This window comes from Symbiopectobacterium sp., from assembly GCF_047692315.1.
In the GTDB taxonomy this organism is placed as follows: Bacteria; Pseudomonadota; Gammaproteobacteria; order Enterobacterales; family Enterobacteriaceae; genus Symbiopectobacterium.
On sequence record NZ_JBLLJS010000007.1, the window covers coordinates 85,933 to 106,336 of the forward strand.

General features: G+C 53.7%; 19 protein-coding genes and 3 pseudogenes. 9 read left to right on the forward strand and 13 right to left on the reverse strand.

Going from position 1 to position 20,404, the window contains the following annotated elements; all coding sequences use genetic code 11:
* Positions 1-272: 272 nt before the first annotated feature.
* Entirely contained in the window at positions 273-890 is a 618-nt protein-coding gene (rsmD, locus tag ACMZI0_RS02805; protein WP_415671862.1) for a 16S rRNA (guanine(966)-N(2))-methyltransferase, read from the forward strand.
* Positions 877-1,170 carry a DUF1145 family protein gene (locus ACMZI0_RS02810; protein ID WP_415671863.1) on the forward strand — a complete coding sequence of 98 codons (294 nt, stop codon included), beginning with the start codon at positions 877-879 and terminating at the stop codon, positions 1,168-1,170. Before rsmD ends, ACMZI0_RS02810 begins: the two co-directional genes overlap by 14 nt.
* 2 nt (positions 1,171-1,172) lie before the next feature.
* Here the strand turns inward: ACMZI0_RS02810 and ACMZI0_RS02815 are convergent, their stop codons facing one another.
* The 3 genes from ACMZI0_RS02815 to ACMZI0_RS02825 are packed head-to-tail and all read right to left on the reverse strand — an operon-like array spanning position 1,173 to position 1,830.
* Positions 1,173-1,340, reverse strand: a complete 168-nt coding sequence (locus ACMZI0_RS02815) for a DUF2500 family protein (RefSeq protein WP_415671864.1) — start codon at positions 1,338-1,340, stop codon at positions 1,173-1,175.
* Entirely contained in the window at positions 1,337-1,510 is a 174-nt protein-coding gene (locus ACMZI0_RS02820) for a hypothetical protein (protein WP_415671865.1), read from the reverse strand. Before ACMZI0_RS02820 ends, ACMZI0_RS02815 begins: the two co-directional genes overlap by 4 nt.
* Positions 1,510-1,830 carry a DUF1820 family protein gene (locus ACMZI0_RS02825; RefSeq protein WP_415671866.1) on the reverse strand — a complete coding sequence of 107 codons (321 nt, stop codon included), beginning with the start codon at positions 1,828-1,830 and terminating at the stop codon, positions 1,510-1,512. The genes ACMZI0_RS02820 and ACMZI0_RS02825 overlap by 1 nt, the downstream gene beginning before the upstream one ends.
* 179 nt (positions 1,831-2,009) lie before the next feature.
* On the opposite strand from ACMZI0_RS02825, the gene ACMZI0_RS02830 reads away from it, so the two are divergent.
* A complete protein-coding gene (locus ACMZI0_RS02830) occupies positions 2,010-2,636 on the forward strand; it encodes a lysoplasmalogenase (protein ID WP_415671867.1) in 627 nt (208 codons plus the stop codon).
* Between the two features lie 90 nt (positions 2,637-2,726).
* The gene (locus ACMZI0_RS02835; RefSeq protein WP_415671885.1) at positions 2,727-5,075 is read left to right on the forward strand and encodes a zinc/cadmium/mercury/lead-transporting ATPase; all 2,349 of its coding nucleotides are present in this window, start codon (positions 2,727-2,729) and stop codon (positions 5,073-5,075) included.
* Between the two features lie 14 nt (positions 5,076-5,089).
* On the opposite strand, the gene tusA is transcribed toward ACMZI0_RS02835, so the two are convergent.
* Positions 5,090-5,332 (reverse strand): sulfurtransferase TusA, encoded by a 243-nt coding sequence (gene tusA / locus ACMZI0_RS02840; protein WP_415671886.1) that lies wholly within the window; start codon positions 5,330-5,332, stop codon positions 5,090-5,092.
* 282 nt (positions 5,333-5,614) lie between these two features.
* On the opposite strand from tusA, the gene ACMZI0_RS02845 reads away from it, so the two are divergent.
* Positions 5,615-6,307: a 7-cyano-7-deazaguanine/7-aminomethyl-7-deazaguanine transporter gene (locus ACMZI0_RS02845; RefSeq protein WP_415671868.1), complete on the forward strand. Its 693-nt coding sequence runs from the start codon at positions 5,615-5,617 to the stop codon at positions 6,305-6,307.
* Between the two features lie 151 nt (positions 6,308-6,458).
* Entirely contained in the window at positions 6,459-7,025 is a 567-nt protein-coding gene (locus tag ACMZI0_RS02850; RefSeq protein ID WP_415671869.1) for a DcrB family lipoprotein, read from the forward strand.
* 42 nt (positions 7,026-7,067) lie between these two features.
* Here ACMZI0_RS02850 and ACMZI0_RS02855 read toward each other — a convergent pair whose 3' ends face one another.
* Both ACMZI0_RS02855 and ACMZI0_RS02860 read right to left on the reverse strand, forming a co-directional pair.
* On the reverse strand, positions 7,068-8,609 hold the full coding sequence (locus ACMZI0_RS02855) for a flavocytochrome c (RefSeq protein WP_415671870.1): 1,542 nt from the start codon (positions 8,607-8,609) through the stop codon (positions 7,068-7,070).
* 269 nt (positions 8,610-8,878) lie between these two features.
* Entirely contained in the window at positions 8,879-10,015 is a 1,137-nt protein-coding gene (locus ACMZI0_RS02860) for an MFS transporter (RefSeq protein ID WP_415671871.1), read from the reverse strand.
* A 406-nt stretch (positions 10,016-10,421) separates the two neighbouring features.
* On the opposite strand from ACMZI0_RS02860, the gene yhjD reads away from it, so the two are divergent.
* The 3 genes and pseudogenes from yhjD to ACMZI0_RS02875 all read left to right on the forward strand — a co-directional run.
* Positions 10,422-11,402 (forward strand): inner membrane protein YhjD, encoded by a 981-nt coding sequence (gene yhjD, locus ACMZI0_RS02865; RefSeq protein WP_415671872.1) that lies wholly within the window; start codon positions 10,422-10,424, stop codon positions 11,400-11,402.
* Positions 11,403-11,420: 18 nt separating this feature from the next.
* Positions 11,421-11,639, forward strand: a complete 219-nt coding sequence (locus tag ACMZI0_RS02870; protein ID WP_415671873.1) for a 2-hydroxymuconate tautomerase family protein — start codon at positions 11,421-11,423, stop codon at positions 11,637-11,639.
* A 165-nt stretch (positions 11,640-11,804) separates the two neighbouring features.
* Positions 11,805-12,443: pseudogene (locus tag ACMZI0_RS02875) on the forward strand (sugar kinase); the annotation flags it as partial.
* Here the strand turns inward: ACMZI0_RS02875 and ACMZI0_RS02880 are convergent.
* The 7 genes and pseudogenes from ACMZI0_RS02880 to ACMZI0_RS02910 all read right to left on the reverse strand — a co-directional run.
* Positions 12,410-13,105 (reverse strand): hypothetical protein, encoded by a 696-nt coding sequence (locus ACMZI0_RS02880; RefSeq protein WP_415671874.1) that lies wholly within the window; start codon positions 13,103-13,105, stop codon positions 12,410-12,412. The pseudogene ACMZI0_RS02875 and the gene ACMZI0_RS02880 sit on opposite strands and share 34 nt — an antisense overlap.
* Before the next feature lie 269 nt (positions 13,106-13,374).
* A pseudogene (locus tag ACMZI0_RS02885) lies at positions 13,375-14,846 on the reverse strand (insulinase family protein).
* Between the two features lie 409 nt (positions 14,847-15,255).
* Entirely contained in the window at positions 15,256-16,533 is a 1,278-nt protein-coding gene (locus ACMZI0_RS02890; RefSeq protein WP_415671875.1) for a dicarboxylate/amino acid:cation symporter, read from the reverse strand.
* A 346-nt stretch (positions 16,534-16,879) separates the two neighbouring features.
* A complete protein-coding gene (locus tag ACMZI0_RS02895) occupies positions 16,880-17,608 on the reverse strand; it encodes a hypothetical protein (protein ID WP_415671876.1) in 729 nt (242 codons plus the stop codon).
* A 291-nt stretch (positions 17,609-17,899) separates the two neighbouring features.
* Positions 17,900-19,497 (reverse strand): annotated as a pseudogene (gene bcsG / locus ACMZI0_RS02900) (cellulose biosynthesis protein BcsG).
* A 1-nt stretch (position 19,498) separates the two neighbouring features.
* The gene (gene bcsF / locus ACMZI0_RS02905) at positions 19,499-19,687 is read right to left on the reverse strand and encodes a cellulose biosynthesis protein BcsF (RefSeq protein ID WP_415671877.1); all 189 of its coding nucleotides are present in this window, start codon (positions 19,685-19,687) and stop codon (positions 19,499-19,501) included.
* Positions 19,684-20,404 (reverse strand): BcsE family c-di-GMP-binding protein (locus ACMZI0_RS02910; protein WP_415671878.1); only part of this gene is annotated, 721 nt, incomplete at its 5' end. The genes ACMZI0_RS02910 and bcsF, both read right to left, overlap by 4 nt.

Below are 20,404 nucleotides of genomic sequence, written 5' to 3' on the forward strand. Positions count from 1 at the left end.
TCACAGCAGCGCTTAAATAATTGAAGTCAATAGCCCAGTCTGGGTCGAGCCCAGAGTCTACCACTTTCCGCCCGACAGCAACACGCACCATGGTGGCGCAGGTGATGACAATCTCGGTAACCAGGTATGTCAAAACCACACGTCACCGCAGACAAACCTAATATTAAATATTAACATTCCTTCCCCTGTTAACCCTCGTTAGAATAGCGCCTACTTATTACCGATAGCGAATATCGGCACTCGGCAAACAGGTGTTCTACAGTAAACAGACGATGGCAAAAAAAAATGCACCTGCACAGGCAGGCCAAATCCGCATAATCGGCGGCCAGTGGCGCGGACGAAAACTTCCCGTGCCAGATAGCCCGGGGCTACGCCCCACCACAGATCGCGTTCGTGAAACGCTGTTTAACTGGCTGGCGCCGGTCATTCAGCATGCCCGTTGTCTGGATGGCTTCGCAGGAAGCGGCGCGCTCGGGTTTGAGGCGCTATCCCGCTACGCAGCACATGTTACCCTGCTGGAAAATGAACGTGGCATCTCCCGCCAACTGGAACAGAATGCGGTTCTATTGAAAGCGAACAACGCCCGCATCATCAATACCAACACGTTGCACTGGCTGGCGCAGGCCGGTGAGCCTTATGACGTGGTGTTTCTCGATCCCCCCTTTCGCCGTGATTTATTGAACCAGACGCTCACCTTGCTGGAACAGCAGGGCTGGCTGGCACCCGAGGCGTGGATTTATGTGGAAACTGAGGCGGAGAATGGCGACCTGACTATTCCCGTTACCTGGATGTTACACCGCGAAAAAGTCGCAGGACAAGTGGCATACAGGCTGTATACCCGTCAGGCCGCACCCACACAGCATGAAGAGGTAGAAGATGATTTGGATTAACCTGGGCCGGTTATTGATAATCGGTGTGTGGGGCTTTTTAATAACCAACCTGATTGCGCCCTTTCCCCGCCCGCTGAACATCTTCATTATGGTCGCGATGGGATTTACGCTGCTGATGCACGGTTTTCAGGTGCTGTTGTTACGCGCCAGCCACGGCAAAGAACAGGGGCTACTGAGTCGAGCGCAGGAAGCACGTATTTTTCTGTTCGGGGTGTTTGAATTGCTGCCGTGGCAAAAAAAGATGAAGGGTGTCCAGCCCAATAGCGGGACAAAAAAATAGCCCTATGCGGGTACGAAGGACACAAAGCGTGAGCCCTGTACCTGCAACGTGCCCGTCATACCTAAGGCCAGCGCCCGATACTGCGTCTCGCTCACGCGACAGGTGATGCTTTCCCCAGCGGGCAATAGCATAAACGTCGCTTCATAGCGCGCAGGAAGATCGGGATTCACAGGCTGCGCGCGGGTATGGCGCGCAGTGCGGCGATCTCTGCCTTTACCGTGCGCAGTGGCGCTGCATCATCCGCTTCGCTCTGGCATCGTTGCCGCTGGAACTGCCGCCAACCCAGAAACAGGATCAGGCTGACAACCAAAGACCACCAGTGGGATATTTCCCACGACATCAGGGCTTTTTCCCGGGAAGGAAAGGGAAAGAGGTCACATTGTCGCCCAGTTCGGAAATACGGGCCGCCCCTTTCTCCGTCACGGCATCAATGCAGATCACCGCCTGCAACGGAATAAAACTGCGGTTCACACCGGAAAACTCGGTTTTCAGCTTCTCTGTAGAAGGGTCTACCAGCAGGGTCGAAGGACCGTCAAAAACAAAATCCGCAATCTCGATAAAACCAAACAGACTGCTTTGCACCAGCTCCCGCACGTAAAGCTGATAATTTTTGCCGTTATTCATAAACTGAATCCGGTAGAGCGCTGGCTCATTGCTCATTCAAAAACCGTCTCCCTCAGTTGCATCGTGAAGATATATATACAAAAAAACGATCATTATTGCCGCCAACATAGCATGAAGTGCGCCACTTCGCACTTGTCACACCGCGTGTTGTTCATCCTGCCCGCGATCTCCTACACTGAATGATGAAAAACCCAATAAGGTGATAAGGATACGCTATGCTCTGGTCATTTATTGCCGTTCTGTTTTCGGGTTGGCTTTACGTCGATGCCAGTTACCGTGGACCAGGCTGGCAACGCTGGTTATTCAAGCCAATCACCATCGCGTTGCTGCTCGCACTGGCCTGGCAAACCCCGCTGATGAGCGTCACTGGCTACTTTATTGTGCTCGGCCTGCTGGCAACCTTAGCCGCAGATATCCTGCTGCTGACCACGCAGCGCATGCTGTTCGCCATCGGCGCCTATTCCGTCTGCCATTTGCTTTATACCATCGGGTTTCTGGTGGCAAATGCGTCGCTGACGTTTTTCTGGCCGTTGCCGCTATTGCTGCTGGCGGTTATCGCGTTGCTGTTAGCCCTGTTGTGGTCACGGCTCGACACATTGCGCTGGCCGGTAGTGGCTTTTATTGCAATGAATGCGGTGATGGTCTGGGTTGTCGGAGAACAGTACTTTGCACTGAGCAGCAGCAATAACCTCTCCTGGTTTGCAGGTAGCCTGCTGCTGCTTATCGCCCACAGCGCCTGGCTGATTCACCATTACCGTTTTCCGTTTCGCGCTCATCAGGCGATTGTCGCGGCGGGCTATTTCGCGGGCCATTTTCTGATCGTACGGGCGCTCTATTTTTAATCAGCGCTGAGTGACAAAAGCGCTGTGCAGCCACTGGCAGCAGTGGTAGAGTCGTGGATGAGAACCACTATCATCAAACAGGAGAGCATGATGCATTCTCATCACCACACTCACCATGACCATGGTGCTAACGCTTGCTGCCAGCGCCATGCGCAACACAGCAGCCATGCCGATCGCAGTTGCTGCGCGGTCAAACACACCGCAACAACGATCTCTGCGTGCGGCACCACACCCAGTGCGGAACATAGCGGGTCTGATGGCGGAGAGAGCGGCGATTCCGGTGACCCCGACGGCAGCGACAGTGATGCCCCACCCGCTTCCGGCGTGCACTTTAGCTGGATTATCCGCGGGATGGATTGTCCGAGCTGCGCCAAAAAAATCGAAAACGCCATCACTCCGCTTCCCGGCGTCATTCAGGCAAGCGTTCGCTTCGCCACCGAAAAACTCATCGTTGATGCACAATCCGATATTCGCTCGCAGGTTCAGTACGCGGTAGAGCAAGCAGGTTTTACCTGGCACGATACGTCTCCCACAGCGACAGCCCCAACACCATCCGCCCCTGTCGAAGCTCCTTTGCGCCGTTTCCTGCGCGAACAAGGTTTTCTCATTCTGTTTGCCGTATTAACGGCAGCCAGCGGGGTACTTTCACTGTTTTCACCACGCGCTTCAGGGCTCGCCTTTATCGCCATCACGCTGCTGGGGCTGATACCGCTACTTTCACAAGCCATTAAACTGATTCGCAGCGGCACGCCCTTCGCCAGCGAAACGCTGATGAGCGTCGCCGCGCTGGGTGCATTGTTGATTGGCGCAACCAGCGAAGCCACCATGGTTATCTTGCTGTTTATGCTGGGTGAACGCCTGGAAGCCTATGCGGCACAGCGTGCCCGGCGCAGCGTAAGCGCGTTGATGGCACTGATGCCAGAAACGGCAACGGTGATCCGTGCAGGCCAGCGTACACAGGTCAGCATTGCGGCACTGCGCCCCAGCGATGTGATCGAAGTGGCACCGGGAAGCCGCCTGCCCGCCGACGGTGAGCTGCTGGTTCCCCATGCAAGCTTTGATGAAAGCGCACTGACCGGGGAATCCCTTCCGGTAGAGCGCGAGCAGGGCGACAAGGTATCGGCAGGCAGTCTGAGCGTCGATCGCCTGATACAACTGCGCGTGATTTCCGAGCCAGGCAACAGCGCCATCGACCGTATATTGCATTTGATTGAAGAAGCCGAGAGCCACCGTGCGCCAATAGAGCGTTTTCTCGATCACTTTAGCCGCTATTACACCCCGGCCATCATGCTGCTCGCGGCGGCGACCATCGTGGTACCGCCGTTGTTCTTCGGCGCCCCGTGGCAAAAGTGGATTTATCGCGGTCTGACACTGTTGCTGATCGGCTGCCCTTGCGCGCTGGTGATCTCCACCCCGGCGGCCATCACTTCCGGCCTTGCTGCCGCTGCCCGACGCGGCGCGTTGATTAAAGGCGGTGCCGCGCTGGAGATTCTGGGCACCATCAATACCATTGCCTTCGACAAAACCGGCACCCTGACGCAAGGCAAACCTCAGGTGACCGATGCGATACCGGCTCAGGGCATGGGCGCGGCAGCACTGCTCGCAAGAGCCGCTGCCATTGAAGCGGGTTCACACCATCCATTGGCGAAAGCGATTGTCCAGCATGCCCGCACGGTTGCACCGATGCTGCCGGTCGCAACGGCACAGCGGGCACTGGCCGGCGTGGGCGTTGAGGGTGTCATCGCAGGCAAAACCATCAGCGTCAAAGCGCCGGCCAAAATCTCACCCGACACGCTCGACGCCGGCTGGCGCGATCGCATTCATGCCCTGGAGAGCGACGGAAAAACGGTGGTGGTAGTACAGGAAGAAGCGCAAATCATTGGTTTGCTGGCGCTGCGTGACACCTTGCGCTCGGATACGCCGCAAGCGGTAGAGGCACTACGCAAGCTGGGAATTCGCTGCACCATGCTCACCGGCGATAACCCGCGTTCTGCGGCGGCTATCGCTGCGGCACTTGGCATTGATTATCGCGCGGGTCTACTGCCCGCCGACAAAGTGGATGCCGTGCGCGAGATGAATCAGACTCATCCGACGGCGATGGTAGGGGATGGCATTAACGATGCTCCGGCGATGAAGTCGGCTGCCATCGGCATTGCCATGGGCGGCGGCAGCGACGTTGCGCTGGAAACCGCCGATGCGGCACTCACCCATAACCGGCTGAGCGAACTGGCGGGCATGATTCAGCTCTCGCGCGCCACGCGCAACAATATCCGGCAAAACATCACCATTGCGCTGGGGCTGAAGGCCATCTTTCTGGTGACCAGCCTGCTGGGGATCACCGGATTATGGCTGGCAGTGCTGGCAGATTCCGGTGCCACAACGCTGGTGACTGCCAACGCGCTGCGGTTGTTGCGACGCGAAAAAACACAAGACGCCTGATAGGCCAGAAAAGGCTACTTCTTGCGCAAGAGGTAGCGGTAGGGCAGCGATGCCGTCCCCTGTGCCAGAAGTTCGTGTTCCATATAGACGCAAAAGCCCGGTATATCGCGCGTGGTTGCCGGGTCATCCGCCAAAATGAGTAATGTCTGCCCCGCTTCCATCTGACGCACGGTTTTACGCACCATCATCACCGGTTCCGGGCAGCGCAGCCCCTGTGCATCGAGGGTTTTATCCGGATTGGCGAAGGTGTCGGTCATCATTATTATTCTCGGCAGTAGCATAAGGACATATACAACGACCGCCCTGTGTGGCTGCCGTCAAAACCGCCTTAGTTTACGCCGCAGATTTTCCTGCGCAACTTACGATATCGATTGCGCATAAATTCGCCATTGCAATCCTCGCCTAACAGCGTATCATGCCGCGCGCTGCTACCTGTGTTAGCCGCATTGAATAAGCAGTACGGATTACGTGCCATAATGTCATTGTTAACGGCACAACTTGGGTTCCCTCACCCCAATCACTAAAAAGGTCACATTGCCATGTTTCATTTTACCGCCCAGCAGCGGCTCAGCGCGCTTTTCTGGCTTTCGTTGTTTCACATCCTGATCATTACTTCCAGCAATTACCTGGTGCAGTTGCCGATCGCTATCTTCGGGTTCCATACCACCTGGGGCGCGTTCTCTTTCTCGTTTATCTTTCTTGCCACCGATCTGACCGTGCGTATCTTTGGCGCACCGCTGGCCCGCCGAATTATTTTGACGGTGATGGTGCCCGCGCTGGTGATTTCCTATGTGGTGTCATCGCTGTTTTATCAGGGAGAATGGCAAGGGTTCAGTGCACTCGCCAGCGTCAATATCATGGTTGCCCGTATCGCTTGCGCCAGCTTCATGGCCTATGTGCTGGGGCAGATTCTGGATGTGCATGTGTTTAACCGCCTGCGCCTGCGCCAGCGCAAGGCGTGGTGGATCGCGCCCACGGTATCCACCCTGTTTGGTAATTTAAGCGATACGCTGGCTTTCTTCTTTATCGCCTTCTACCGCAGTACCGATCCCTTTATGGCGACAAACTGGGTGGAAATCGCGCTGGTCGATTACACCTTCAACTTGCTGATTAGCCTGTTGTTCTTCTTGCCGATGTACGGTGTGATGCTCAATATGATGCTCAAGCGTTTGAGTGAATCTCACGGTCATCCCGTATTGCGCGAGCAGCCTTCAACTGAACAGCTGCGCTAATTGCTGACGGCACATCCGCCACGCGCGGATGCGCTATCTCAGGAACCGTCCTAAATAGGTTTTGTGACAACAAAACGCTTGAGTTTCCCCAGTAAATAGGGTGCGATATAGCGGTTTACCCGTGCATGCCTGATAAAAGAAAAGGACGCTTATGCCGAAGCTAGTGAAATATCTTGGAATTACGTTGCTTACCGCACTATTAGCCGCCTGTGACGGTAAGAAAGACGACAATGCAGGCCACGCCGGGCACGATGCACCTGCCGCGCAAACCGCCAGCCAAACCATCTCGCTGCTGTCTGGCAACGTCACGTTCACGCTGCCTGCGGATATGCGTGATCAAAGCGGAAAAGTGGGTTCGCAATCTAACAACATGCATGTCTACGCCAACGACGATGGGCAGCGTGCGGTGATTGTCATTCTCGGTGACAGCAGCAATGAAACCCTGCCGGTATTGGCACAGCGCCTCGAAGATCAGCAACGCGCCCGCGATGCCAACTTGCAGGTCGTGACCAACAAATCCATTGAGATTAACAGCCATGCTCTGCAACAGCTCGACAGCATCTCCAACAGTGGCAGCAGTAAGCAGGTTTACTCTTCTGTTCTGCTGAGTAATGTGGCTAACCAACTATTAACGCTGCAAATTACGCTGCCTGCCGATAACCAGCAAGCGGCGCAAACGGAAGCAGAAAACATCATTCACACGCTGACGTTGAAGTAGTTTTTATGAGGCCGCTTACGCGGCCTCTCTCTTCAATCACACTCAGCTCGCCTTTACCACATTTTTCCCTGCAATGCGCCCAAACACGATGCAATCCGTCATGGCAACACTGCCCAGACGCACGGCGCCGTGCACCCCGCCAGCCGCTTCCCCGTCGGCATACAACCCAGCAATCGGCTTCAAATCAAAACCAATCACCTGCGCGTCTTTATTGATCGCCAAGCCACCCATGGTGTGGTGAACGCGCGGCCAGAGGCGCTCCACATAGTAAGGCGGTGTGATATTAGGCGAGGCATCTTTGAAAATCATGCAACCCAAGTCGGGATCGTTTTCCAGATGCTGCTCCACATAGCCGTTCCAGCGCTTCACCTGTTCGACAAAAGGTGCCACCGGCATACCGTAAGCCTGCTCCACCCCTTCTAGCGTGTTATAGGTTTTGAGCGAGCCATTTTTCAGCGCGCCGTTCATCTGCCCTTCATCGACCATTTTCAGCGTGTTGGTTTTGTCCGCAATAATTAACGCCGGATGCCCCAGTTGAATAATGGCATCGGCACGCTCTTTGCGGTTACCGGTTTCTTTAAAGAAGCGTTTGCCGTTGGCAGGATCGACCATCAGGCCATAGCCCACCACGCGCTCAACAAACTGCGGGATATAGCCGAAATCCTGCTCGTCCGGGCTGGTCCAGGGGCCGAGCTGGATCCAGTCCATCTGCGTCGCTAATGCGCCAATCATGCTGGCTGCCATCAGCGCTTCTCCTGTCGCTCCCGGTTGGTTGGTGGAGGTGAACGCATCCGTCAGGCGCGGATCGTACATTTGCCGCAACGCGACCCCTTGCGAGAAGCCACCGGATGCCAGCACCACCCCTTTTGTCGCGCGGATAAACGCCACAGAGCCGGAAGCATCGTCGGGGAACTTATAACCACGCCGCACTTCCGCCCCGAGCACGCGCCCCTCACTATCAATAATCAACCGCTCCAGCTTGGTACGCTGTTCGATCACCACGCCCAGCTCTTTGGCCTTCTGATACTGTTTCACTACCAGCCCGGAACCAGAGCGCTGCTTCAGTTGGTGGGCGCGCTTCACCGCGTGGCCGCCATGATAATTGACCCGGTCAAACTCAGCCCCGAGGCTTTTTGCCCACTCCAGTGCCTCCACCGAGTGATCGGCTACGGTTCGCGCCAGTTCTGGATAGTTCAGCCAGTTGCCCGCTTTCATCATGTTCTGGTACATCAGTTCCGGGGAATCCTTAATGCCCAGCGCCTGCTGCATACTGGAACCTGCTGCCGACAGATCGCCGCCGTTCAGTATCGAGTTCCCGCCAAACAGCGGCATTTTCTCGATAATCAGCACATTCGCCTTGGCGTTACGCGCTTCAATGGCGGCAGCTAATCCGGCGAAGCCAGAGCCAACAATCAACACATCCACCGTGCTATCCCACTTCTGCGGCACCGGCGCTGGTGGTGCAACTGCCGCCGCAGGGCGAGACAACGCCATGCCGCCTAACGCGCCCATCATGATACCGGTAGATTTAAGGAAATGACGGCGCCCCTGGGGATTTGGGTCTTGCTTGGTGTTTTTACTCATAAGATTATCTCCATGTTCAGAAACATCGCATCGAGCTGAGAAAAAATCCAGTGCAATCAAAAGATAACGAAAACAGGCGTGATGCCGCGAGCGAGCAGGATAATACGCGCGCCCGCGCCTTGAGTCGGCGGTAATGGCCTATTTCATCATGAAAAGTAATGGATTAAACGTGAAGCGCCGCCCAATGTGGGGAATCTTCTGTGAAGGAAGGATCGACTGTAACGACCCAACCGAAGACCTTGGGACAGTTTCCAGCTGGGTAGCCGCCTTTATTGCCCTGACGTAAGATTTTCTTCCTGCGCCAGGGTGACGCCACGGCGGCTCAGACGCAGCGTCATCAGCAGGCCGACGCTCACTAATACGACAGCCGCCAGATAGATAGCGCCTACGCCGGTATAGCCCATCATCACGCCAGCCAGCGGGCCGACCAATCCGAGAGACAAATCGAGAAACAACGTATAGGTCGCCAGCGCGCTGCCCTGATTTTGCGGCGCAACCACTTTAACCGCCAGCACCCCAAGCGACGGGAATACCAGAGAGAAACCTACGCCGGCCAGAAAAGCGCCCAGTTCCGCCATCAGCGGCAGCGCAGCCCCCCATATCAGTAGCAGCCCGGTAATTTCCACCGTAAAACAGACGATAGCCACGCGCAGCCCGCCAAAACGGTTAATGCTGTTAGGGAATAACAGGCGCACGCCGACAAAGGCACAGCTGAAAATGGTCAGGGTAAGCGCTGCGCCCTCCCAGTGCCGATCGGCATAGAACAGGGTGATAAAAGTGGCGATCACGCCAAATCCGACAGACGCCAACGCCAGCACAATACCGTAGACCCACACCTTGCCCAGCACTTCGCGAAACGGCAGTTTTTTACCCGGCGTCACTTTCGCCGCCTCACGCGGCAGAGCGAGCAGCACAAACAACACGGCAACGGCGATGACTGTATACGACACCAGCTTTAACCCACCGATGTGATTGATCCATACCCCGAGCGGCGCACCGATCGCCATCGCGCCATAAGTCGCCACGCCGTTCCAGGAGATCACCCGCCCGATATGTCGCGATCCCACCACACCCACGCCCCACAGGGTCGCGCCGGTGCCAGCAAAGCTTTGCCCTTCCCCCAGAATCAAGCGGCCAACGCACAGCCCCATCACCACCACTTTCTTCGGCCTTTTTTCATCCGCAATGCGTCCAGATTGCAGCCGACTCAGCAACGTGGTGAAGTACTGCAAACTGATCACCAGCCCCGCCCAAAAGGCACTAAGCCCCAGATGCTCATGCACATAGCCCGGTAATACCGCAAGCGGCAGCCCAATGGTCAGGTAGTTGGCAAAGTTGAACATCACCACGGAAAAAATACGCAAATTAAGGCGCAACGCGCTCGGCGCAGACTCTGAAGCAGGCATGAAAGGTTTTACTCGATTAACGGCGTGGCAGCATCAGCGCAATAGCGCCAACCAGAACAGACCTCAGGCGGTCTTGAACGAGTATAAACAAGCGTCAACACTCTTTCATCGTAAATGTGTGCCATATAATAACTTTAGTTATTATTTAGTGCAAAATTTTTTACGTATTGCATTATGGCGCAGGTCATCCTGATTTTTTTGCCTGCGCGTTTTTATCCTCCTGCTTGAACATCAGACACATCGCCAACACAAAGAACACCTTCCTCTGCTGATTGTTGGTTATAATCAATCCATCGCTGTATGACGTTTGCGGCTACATTTATTTATATAAATCGTTACTTATATAAATCATCTCGTGACACAAGCCATCCGCACGTCAGTTTTTTCATTGCGCAGGAGGAAACGGATGCCCGCACCGGTCGATCCGCATCGTTCAACATCTACTGCCTCATCCACACAGAAGGTGGCCTCTTCATGGCTTTCACGCTGTAAGCGTATTGCACAACGTGTTCAGGCTATCCCCAGCATCGCGCACCTGATCCGTGCCGGGGAACGTTTCAACGATCGGATGGGAAATCAGTTTAGCGCAGCAATCACCTACTTTTCCTTTCTATCGCTGATCCCGATTTTGATGGTGTCCTTCGCCACCGTCGGTTTCGTGCTCGCCTCTAACCCCGATATGCTGACGCAGTTGATCGACCGCATCGTCAACAGCATCAGCGACCCCAATCTGGCGCTGACGTTAAAAAACACGGTAAAAACCGCCGTTGAACAGCGCACCACCGTCGGCGTAACCGGGTTGCTGATCGCGCTCTATTCCGGGATCAGTTGGATGGGCAATTTGCGTGAAGCGATCCGCGCCCAATCCCGTGACGTATGGGAACGTAAGCCGCACGAAGAAGAAAAAATCTATTTTCAGTACGTGCGTGATTTCCTCTCCCTGATTGGGCTACTGATCGCGCTGACCATCACCATGTTTCTCACCTCAGCGGCGGGTACGGCACAAAGCGCTATCGTTTCTGCATTGGGTCTGGAGGGCATCGAGTGGCTGCGGCCCCTGCTGCGCGTGATTACACTCACCATTTCCATTTCAGCCAACTATCTGGTATTCCTTTGTATTTTCATGGCATTACCTCGGCACAAGCCCAAACACAAAGCGCTGCTGCGCGGCACGCTGCTCGCCGCCGTGGGGTTTGAAGCCATCAAATTTGCCATGACGGTCGCGCTGCCCAAACTCGCCAGTACCCCTTCCGGTGCCGCATTCGGTTCGGTGATTGGGCTAATGGCATTTTTCTACTTCTTTGCTCGCCTTACGCTGTTTTGTGCGGCATGGATTGCAACGGCGAACTATAAAGGCGATAAATCAGCAGATGACACACAACGTTAAACCTTACCGGGAGATCCCATGCCATTTGTTAACATCAAAATCACGCGCGATGGCGCAACCACAGAGCAAAAGCGTCAACTGATTGCGGGCGTCACCCAGTTGCTGGTTGATGTCATGGGTAAAAACCCGGCCACCACCACCGTCATCATTGATGAGGTGGATACCGATAACTGGGGGCTGGGCGGCGAAAGCGTCACCGAATTGCGCAAGCCGAAAGCCCGATATTTCGTACGCTGAGCGCCATAAGGATCGGGAGAGGTCAATTTTCCCGATCCAGGTCATGAAAAAATAAAACATCGCTTTAAGACTATTGACTCAATGCCTGCGAACGTTGAGACTGGAGCCCATTGCACCATTTTTTTTATGACCTTTTTCTTCACTTTTCGAACGGGCCAGCTTCTGATGACCACTAAAAACATTGCCGTGATTGGCGAATGCATGATTGAACTGTCGCAAAAGGGCGCGGACCTCAACCGCGGCTTTGGTGGCGACACCCTGAACACCGCCGTGTATATCGCTCGTCAGGTGAATACCGATGCTCTGGGCGTCCACTACGTGACCGCACTGGGTACGGACAGTTTCAGCACGGAAATGATGACGGCCTGGGAAAAAGAGAGGGTTGGCACATCGCTGATTCAGCGCCTGGACAACAAACTGCCGGGGCTCTACTTCATTATTATTGAAACCGACGATACCGGCGAGCGTACGTTCTACTACTGGCGTAACGACGCCGCAGCGCGTTTCTGGCTGGACGGCAAAGATGCCGATGCTATCTGCACGCGTTTGGCTACCTTTGACTATCTCTACCTGAGCGGTATCAGCGTTGCGATTCTCAACCCAGCCAGCCGCCAGCGTTTGCTGACACTGCTGCGCGCCTGTCGCGCCAACGGTGGCAAGGTTATTTTCGATAACAACTACCGTCCGCGCCTGTGGCAAAGCAAAGAAGAGACACGGCAGGCTTACAGTGACATCCTCGCTTGCACCGATATCGCTTTCCTGACGCTGGACTACGAAGACATGCTGTGGGGCGAACAGCCGGTAATGGATGACCAATAGGTGATTTTCTCTTGCTGTTTCCATTCTTCAAAATAAAAATTCTCGCTACTCGACTCAATAGCATTGACAATCTCATTGGAAAAAGCCTCAAAGTCTAAAGAAAGAATATCTTTCCTGGACGAAAGGCATAAAACTCCCTTTCGCATCCATTGCTCATCCTCTTTGAACTGCTGAATTTCTTTATGAAATATTATCGATATCGGCAGTTCGCCTGATTTGTATCTTGGCGGTGAAAAAGGGATGGAATCATCATAAAAAACGAAACGTTTTCCCAGAATCGTATAATTACACAGCAGCCCATATTGCTCAATACATAATAGATCGTTGCCCCTGTTATCTTTGATATGAAGCTTGCTCGTGCATGAACTATAAATGTGATCGTGACAAAATTTTTTCTTGTGCCTTGCCGAGGCTAACTCTTTTAGTCTGAAAAAAATGTCTTCAGCGTCGTCACTGGTGAAATGTATTGAAGGGTGGCATAGTTTGTACAAACAATCTAATGCTTCTCTTTGTTTGTTGCCCAAAAAGAAATCTTTTATTCTCCCCCATAAGCTCATTACAGGGAGCGTATCTTGCGTACAAATATCGTAAAGCCTGTCACTGTCTATATAAGCAGGGAAATATCCGCCTCCAACCTGAAGCGTCATAATGAATTCCTTTCATCTCAATAATCATGGAGATATGTATAATATATTACACACCCCATATAGATAAGTGAAAAGGTCGATTTTAGAGAGTTGTTGTTCAGTACTATTAAAGGAGAATCCCTATAAGCACGCTGTAATTTCAAAATGACATTCATAGGAATTAAAGTAAGCAGGTGGGGCCGCTCTGTCGCGCCGTACAAAAAAGTGATTTTTTCTCGACACTTTTTTCCAAGCGGCCCCTGTTACTCGGCGTAACGGTAAAAACCTGTTTACTGCGCTGGTTTTGCCTGCGCCACATCCTCTGACGGCGCTGCCGGTGCTACCTCAACCGGAGGCGTCATGATTTTGCTATACACCTCATACAACGCTTTGGTATTCACTTCCGGTTCACCCTTCTGCTGTTTCAGCATCAGCGTGGTTTCCTGAGAGAGCTGCTGATGCAGTTCCTGATTCAGCAGAGGGAGTGTCAATTCAGACAGATAAGTCTGACGCAGTTTCTGATACTGTTCCGGCGCAATATCCACCACGCCGTTACATTGTGAACGCAAGCGTTGCTTCATCAAGACATCGGTGCTGGTGCGCGCGTAGGTCGCAAACAATTTGCCAAGCCCATCATTCTTGCGTGCGATCAGCGCATCAAACTCTTGCTGCGTCAGCCCCTTGTCACGTAACGTCACCAACTCTTCCGCCAAAGGTTGCTTCAGCATTCTCGCTGTTGGGGCTATCAAGGTGGATGCCACACTGCGCACGGGTATAGTAAACATCACAGTTAAAACGGACGCTGGTCTCTTTTAGCGCACTCTTTTCCAAGGCCTGCTGCACATGCCAGAACAGCGCTTCGCGCGCCAGATCGCTGTGCCAGTAACGGATAAGCGCCTGTGATTCGCGAATTGGATGCCAAGGCATATCCCACACCAGCGAGAGCGTATCCCGCTTCGCTTTATCAAGCATAAAACCAATCGGTTCCGCAGGAGAGCGTTGGCATCGGTGCTGGAGCAGTTCGCTTGCCTTCCAGCGCCGCAAACGCTTTACCGATCTGTTCGTTAATCCGACGACTTTCCACATGGCCCACCACGTACAGCGTCATCGCATCGGGGGTGTACCAGGTTTTGTAAAACTGCGACATCAGTTCAGCCGTTGGGCATGTTTTTACATTTTGGGCCGGATCGTGCGCGAGCATGGACGATCCTTTCAACCGATATCGCCACATGGGATCCTGCGGATCGGCAGGAACACTCATCACCGGATCGGCGATCCGTAATGTGGTAGCGATCGTGCCATCATCAATTTTGATTCCCCCTGCGATCTCTGCCAGCCAGTTCAACGCATCTTTCAACAATTCAGGCCGATTATTGGGCAAGCTGAGATTGTAGGACGTGTAATCATACGAGACGAAAGCGGGCGGCAGCGGTTTCGCACCGTTTGCCTCCGGTATCAGCAACGAGGGAAGTTGAGCGACAGGTAAGTTATCGCCCGGCGTCAGTGCCAAACGAGAAATAAGGTGCGCAAAGCCCGCCTGCTGAGCACTCTCAACCAGCGAACCTGCGTTAACAACCAAACGTAACTCAATCCGATCCCCTGGACGCTGCGGCAGCATGGTCAGCAACTGCCAGGTAAAGCCATTATCCAGCTTTCCCTGCTGCCAGGCAGGATCGGGTTGTAGTGTTTCAGCTTGCACGCTGCCACCAGCCAACGCCAGCAACACTCCACCAACTAAGAACCCTGTTTTGGTGCCCTGCATGTGAACCCCTACTTAACTGACTATCCAACATAGTAAAAGATGATTGTTACAATAAGGCCTGCACGCTCTCTTCCCGCCGGATAGGTACACCCGTTCCGGGAGACGCCAGCGAAGATATTACGGGGAAATCAGAGCGATCAGTTTACCCTTACGTTAGACCGCACACTTTTGCCTATGTCACTCAATACGATGAAATAATTTTGGAAATAGAGACGAAATGATGACCAATAAGCGGTTTTTGATCGTTATGCCCCCGAAACAGACCGTGCACAACGCGATTGCCTGGCCGCAACCTTATGAAAAATTCCCCGTGATGGCAAGCCGCAATCACGGGGAATCATGAGAAGCGCATACGGGGATGCCCCGTAATGGCTACACCAACGGGGTGTTGGCGTAGGATAAAACAGATTTACGAAAGTACGGTCGGTACAGACGCATCGTCTTTTTTCTGCCCGGAGAGTTCGCTTTCCAGCTGTTTTTCATCCAGCTCGCCCACCCACTTGGCTACCACGATCGTCGCCACGCCGTTACCGACCAGGTTGGTCAGCGCGCGCGCTTCTGACATAAAGCGGTCAATGCCCAGAATCAGCGCCAGACCGGCTACCGGCAAATGCCCCACGGCAGAGATAGTGGCTGCCAGCACGATAAATCCGCTACCGGTAACGCCTGCCACACCTTTAGAGGAGAGCAGCAGTACCACCAACAACGTAATCTGGTGCCAGATATCCATATGACTATTCGTGGCCTGGGCGATAAACACCGCCGCCATGATCAGGTAGATCGAGGTGCCATCCAGATTGAAAGAGTAACCGGTAGGAATAACCAGACCCACCACCGATTTTTTACAACCCACTTTTTCCATCTTGTTCAGCATACGCGGCAGTACCGCCTCCGAAGAGGAGGTCCCCAGCACAATCAGCAGTTCTTCGCGGATATAACGGATAAACTTGAAAATGCTGAACCCGGTAGCGCGTGCGATGCTGCCCAGCACCAGAAAAACAAACAGCAGACAGGTAATATAGAAGCAGATAATCAGCTGGCCCAGTTGCACCAGTGAACCGACACCGTATTTACCAATGGTGAACGCCATCGCACCAAATGCGCCAATCGGTGCCAAGCGCATGATCATATTGATCACACCGAAAATAGTGTGAGAGAAGCTGTCAATCACGTTGAAAATGACACGCCCTTTTTCACCCAGACGGTGCAGTGCGAAACCAAACATCACCACCTGCAAAATGTTACCACTGGCGAAAGCACCCACGACGCTCGCGGGAATCACATCCATCAGAAACGCGACCACGCCCTGTTGCTGTGCCTGTTGGGTATAGACCGCCACCGCAGAGGCATCCAGCGTGGAGGCATCAACGTTCATGCCAGCACCCGGTTGCATAATATTCACGGCCAGCAGGCCGATAATCAGCGCGACGGTACTGACAATTTCAAAATAGAGCAGAGCGACAGCACCGGTGCGGCCTACCGACTTCATGCTTTCCATACCGGCAATACCTGTCACCACGGTACAGAAGATGACGGGTGCAATCACCATTTTGATCAGTTTAACAAATCCATCGCCCAGCGGTTTCATTTGCGCACCCAGATCCGGGTAGAAATGTCCTAGTAGGATCTCTATCGAAATCGCTGTAATAACCTGAAAATAAAGACTTTTTAAAATAGACGTTTTCATATACTTATCCTATGGTAGGGAAACACATAGGGTCGCAAACGACGCCTCTGTGACTGCGGCGGAAAATAACATTGCAGTAACAGAGTGGAAATGTTTTATAACTTTAGTTTGTGAACGTCAGGTTAAAAACAAGAGCTGAATCACATCAGCGAGAATGCAAAAACAAACATACAGGCAACTTTTTTTGCAACATCTAACGACAATTTAACCAGTCCATTAGCCATGAAAAATAAAAAAAAACCATAAAATACAATTGAAAGATTAAAAACCTTTGTTTTATGTGGTTAATTGTTAATGTTATCAAGCGGTAACAATGAAGAAGGCAAGAACGCTCTAATGGCATGGATTAATGGGTCACATCATCAGATTTAGACTGCGCAACCGCCTCATCGTGCACTATATGCTGCGCTAAACGCTGCTGATTGAGGTTATAGCTGCGCACCAGCGCCCCCAGTTCATCATCCTGATGATGCTTTGGCGGCGTCAGACGATGTTGCAGCAGCTGTTCCGTCAGCACCTCCTGCAACTCGGTAATCACTGCTCGCAACGGGTGAATCATCAAGCGATTGATGCACCAGGTCACGGTGACAGAGAGGATCAACGCCAGCAAAAAGTAGGTCGCCAACAGCATGGAAAACGTGCTGACAATAAACTGGAACATACGGTAGGGGTCTGCTTGCAGCACCAGCGGTGTCGATGCGGGCGTCTGTGGCAGCGCATAAAGCGGTACCGCGATGCGAATGGGTAATTTGAATACGCGCGCGAGCCACGCGGGCACCGGGCGCTCGCTGGGGAAGCGGGCATGCAGCGTTTGCAGGTAGCCAGGCAGCATCACGTCTGCGCGGCTCAAAAATGCCACGGGCAACAGGTTATCGAGGATCGCCTCTACACGCACCACGTCACCGCGCAGCACCGCCTCCGTCAGCGGTTCGCGCACGGAAAAAGCGATGCTCTCCAGTTGCCTGGCATAATCTTCACGCCGCTGATGCACGAAGTGAAAAAGTTGTATCACAATAAACGGACTGAGCGTTACCACCGCCACGGCGGAAACCGCCGTCATCTGTTTGATCGTCAAAGAGCGTCTCAGCCGCAAACCTGTTCTCCGTCTATGGCGCTTATCTGTCTATGATGCTTAGTTGTGTTGTCGCACAGTTCACCGGGCACGATCGCGCTAGTATAGGCCAGCTTAAGCGCGTCTCAATGCCCTTTTATAACGCCGGGGGGATTTCATCTTAATCCGAACGGTAACGCAGAACGCGTGGAACGATAGCCGGGCAAGGCAGCGCGAACAAAGGACGGGGATATCAGTCAGGCAGACCCAACGCGAGTCTGCCTGACTGATCTGCTGTTACTGCGGATAAGGCACTCAGTCGCCACCGTTAAGGCGGATATAGACCTTGTCCTGATAGGGCATGACAATGGCATTTTCGTTTTCAGAAATAGCCTCGGTTTGCGGGAGATCCTGCGTCAATGCCGCCCAATCGATGGCCGGAGCCACAAAGTTTTTACCATCTACCAGACGAGAAACCAACGTCGAGATCGCCAGGTAGCCACTGGGCGTTTTGATCTCAAGCGGCGCACCCTGATGCGGGGCGGCAGCGACAAACAGTTTCATCCCGACCGGAATATGGGTAATGCTGGGGCTTGGGATATCACGCAGACCGGACATCTGCGTCTTATCTCCTTCCAGCGCGGCACCGTGCTCTGGTACCACCACCACCAGCACCTTGCGTCCCGATTTTTCCAGCACGTCGAAGAACGCATTCAACTGATCAAACAGCGTCTTGGCCCGCGGAGCAAAATCCGCAGAGGTGTTGGTGCCCACCAGACGGTTGCCATCATGCAACGGAATGACGTTGAAGAAGGTAGCGCTACGCGCCGCGCCTTGCTGTGTGGTGCCCGAGAGCCAGCGGTTGAGCAGTTCCAGATCGTTATAAATCGGTTCGCCGTCGAAAGAGGTGATCTGATGGCTAATGCCTTGCTGCGATAAGAGTTGCGACTGCATATCGCCTTCTTCCCGCACCTCTTTCAGGTAGTTACCGAACACGCCGGAGTGATCCAGCATCAACTGTGATTTAAAGCCGAGGTTCGCCAGATTATCAAACAGATAGCACCCGCGGTTGGCCGGTTGGTACAACCCCTGATGCGAAGTTTGCCCACAGCTTGCCCGCAGCAGACGAATCGATGCCGGGCCGCTATACGCCGTAGCTGAGTTGAACTGGGAGAACATCACATCAAAACGTTGCCACAGCGGATGAGTATCGAGATGGATGGCTTGCAAATCCGACCAGGAGAGCGAACAAATATTGATAATCAGCACGTCAAAGGGCTGAGCATCCGCAGGAAACGCGCTAACACGCGATTTTTCCCGCATATAGAACTGGCCGTCAGGTTTTCATTGGTGGGCGGCAAGGCCGCCGCCGCTGGCGCACTCCCCTCGCTGGATGACGCAGGTGTACCGGATGCCACCGATGACAACGGCAGCAGCGCAATCGCAGGCCCCCCCAGCGTAATAATATTCAGCCAAGCCATGGCTGCGACGGTAAACACCGTAATGCGAATCCACTGCGACAGGAAGAGGTACGCCACCAGCAGCACAAAACCGGCCCCGACCATCTGCCAATTAATAAAGCGGCTCACCAGTTCAAGCAGATAAGCGGCGCTAAAGCCCGCGACCTGACTGCCCTGACTGAGAATGCTGTTGAATCCCGGCAACCAGGTATCGTGATAAAACAGGGCGATGCCAATAGGGATGGCAATAATATTGAGCGCCCGGTGCAACCCATCAGCACGTAGCGGAAACAGCAGAAACGCCAGAAATACCAGGTTTAAAAACGGGTGAAAATTCAGGTAACCAAACCACAACAGGGCGAACTTCAACAGGAAGTAGAAATTCCACCCGCCCAGCCCACGACAGTAACGCCAGAGTTGTTGCTTAGGCGACACGTTGTTTTTTGCGGCCATGTTATTTATCCGCCTGTGATGCGGCCCCATCACGTACCCACACCCCGTCAGATTTCAGGTAGCGTGGACGCAACAGCCGGTTTTTCCAGTACTGATAACGCGGTGAAAGGTAACGCTGCACCAGGTAGCCTAGCGGAAAAAAAACCAGCGCACTCAGTGCAATAATCTGAAGGATATCGCTTAGCATCATGGTATTTTTCCCTCCGAGGATTCCTCAAACAGCGCCAGAGCGATGGGCTCGCGACGAATCGGCACTGACGCCGGGCGCTCCTCGCGCGGCAGCACCACGGACTGCACAGTGCTGGAGACCACGCTCTCTTCACGCGCTTCCGACAAGGATTTCACTTCGATAAGCATCTGCACATCCTGCGACCACACCAGCCGATTGCTGAAAATCTCGTTGACCGGCAGACGGAAAATGGATTTCAACGCCGTTTCCAGTTCATTAGGGCGACAGGTTGAGAGGTAAATAAACAGGCGTTGTTGCGCCACCGTCACCACATCACCAAAACAGCGCAGTTGGCACAGCGTTAGCGCTTGTTCGGCGGCCAATCCCGGCACCGGTCGCAGCGCCACCAGAATACCCTTTCCCCCTTCCGGCATCAGGGAGTGTTCGATCAGCATGCGTACGGCGTTACTGAATGCGGCTTGCGGCAGATAACCTTTGAATTGCAAAGGGCGCATCGTCGTCAGCAACGGCGTGATAGACGCGGGATCGTCGTCCTCATCGCGCAGCAATTGCCATCCCTGTGTTTGCGGCGTCATCAACACAGCCAGATTGGCATTGATACCACTGCCTTCACTCCACCAGGCGATCAAATATTGGGCACGATCCTGCTGCCATTGCAGGTGCACCAGTCCGTACAGCGTGGGGGGGGGGGGGGGGGGGGGGGGCGGGGCCCCGCCC

Excerpts from the sequence above, each read along its gene's own strand:
- rsmD (WP_415671862.1), top strand. The coding sequence starts at position 273 with ATGGCAAAAAAAAATGCACCTGCACAGGCAGGCCAAATCCGCATAATC.
- ACMZI0_RS02810 (WP_415671863.1), top strand. The coding sequence starts at position 877 with ATGATTTGGATTAACCTGGGCCGGTTATTGATAATCGGTGTGTGGGGC.
- ACMZI0_RS02820 (WP_415671865.1), bottom strand. The coding sequence starts at position 1,510 with ATGTCGTGGGAAATATCCCACTGGTGGTCTTTGGTTGTCAGCCTGATC.
- ACMZI0_RS02825 (WP_415671866.1), bottom strand. The coding sequence starts at position 1,830 with ATGAGCAATGAGCCAGCGCTCTACCGGATTCAGTTTATGAATAACGGC.
- ACMZI0_RS02830 (WP_415671867.1), top strand. The coding sequence starts at position 2,010 with ATGCTCTGGTCATTTATTGCCGTTCTGTTTTCGGGTTGGCTTTACGTC.
- ACMZI0_RS02835 (WP_415671885.1), top strand. The coding sequence starts at position 2,727 with ATGCATTCTCATCACCACACTCACCATGACCATGGTGCTAACGCTTGC.
- tusA (WP_415671886.1), bottom strand. The coding sequence starts at position 5,332 with ATGACCGACACCTTCGCCAATCCGGATAAAACCCTCGATGCACAGGGG.
- ACMZI0_RS02845 (WP_415671868.1), top strand. The coding sequence starts at position 5,615 with ATGTTTCATTTTACCGCCCAGCAGCGGCTCAGCGCGCTTTTCTGGCTT.
- ACMZI0_RS02850 (WP_415671869.1), top strand. The coding sequence starts at position 6,459 with ATGCCGAAGCTAGTGAAATATCTTGGAATTACGTTGCTTACCGCACTA.
- ACMZI0_RS02855 (WP_415671870.1), bottom strand. The coding sequence starts at position 8,609 with ATGAGTAAAAACACCAAGCAAGACCCAAATCCCCAGGGGCGCCGTCAT.
- ACMZI0_RS02860 (WP_415671871.1), bottom strand. The coding sequence starts at position 10,015 with ATGCCTGCTTCAGAGTCTGCGCCGAGCGCGTTGCGCCTTAATTTGCGT.
- yhjD (WP_415671872.1), top strand. The coding sequence starts at position 10,422 with ATGCCCGCACCGGTCGATCCGCATCGTTCAACATCTACTGCCTCATCC.
- ACMZI0_RS02870 (WP_415671873.1), top strand. The coding sequence starts at position 11,421 with ATGCCATTTGTTAACATCAAAATCACGCGCGATGGCGCAACCACAGAG.
- ACMZI0_RS02880 (WP_415671874.1), bottom strand. The coding sequence starts at position 13,105 with ATGACGCTTCAGGTTGGAGGCGGATATTTCCCTGCTTATATAGACAGT.
- ACMZI0_RS02890 (WP_415671875.1), bottom strand. The coding sequence starts at position 16,533 with ATGAAAACGTCTATTTTAAAAAGTCTTTATTTTCAGGTTATTACAGCG.
- bcsF (WP_415671877.1), bottom strand. The coding sequence starts at position 19,687 with ATGATGCTAAGCGATATCCTTCAGATTATTGCACTGAGTGCGCTGGTT.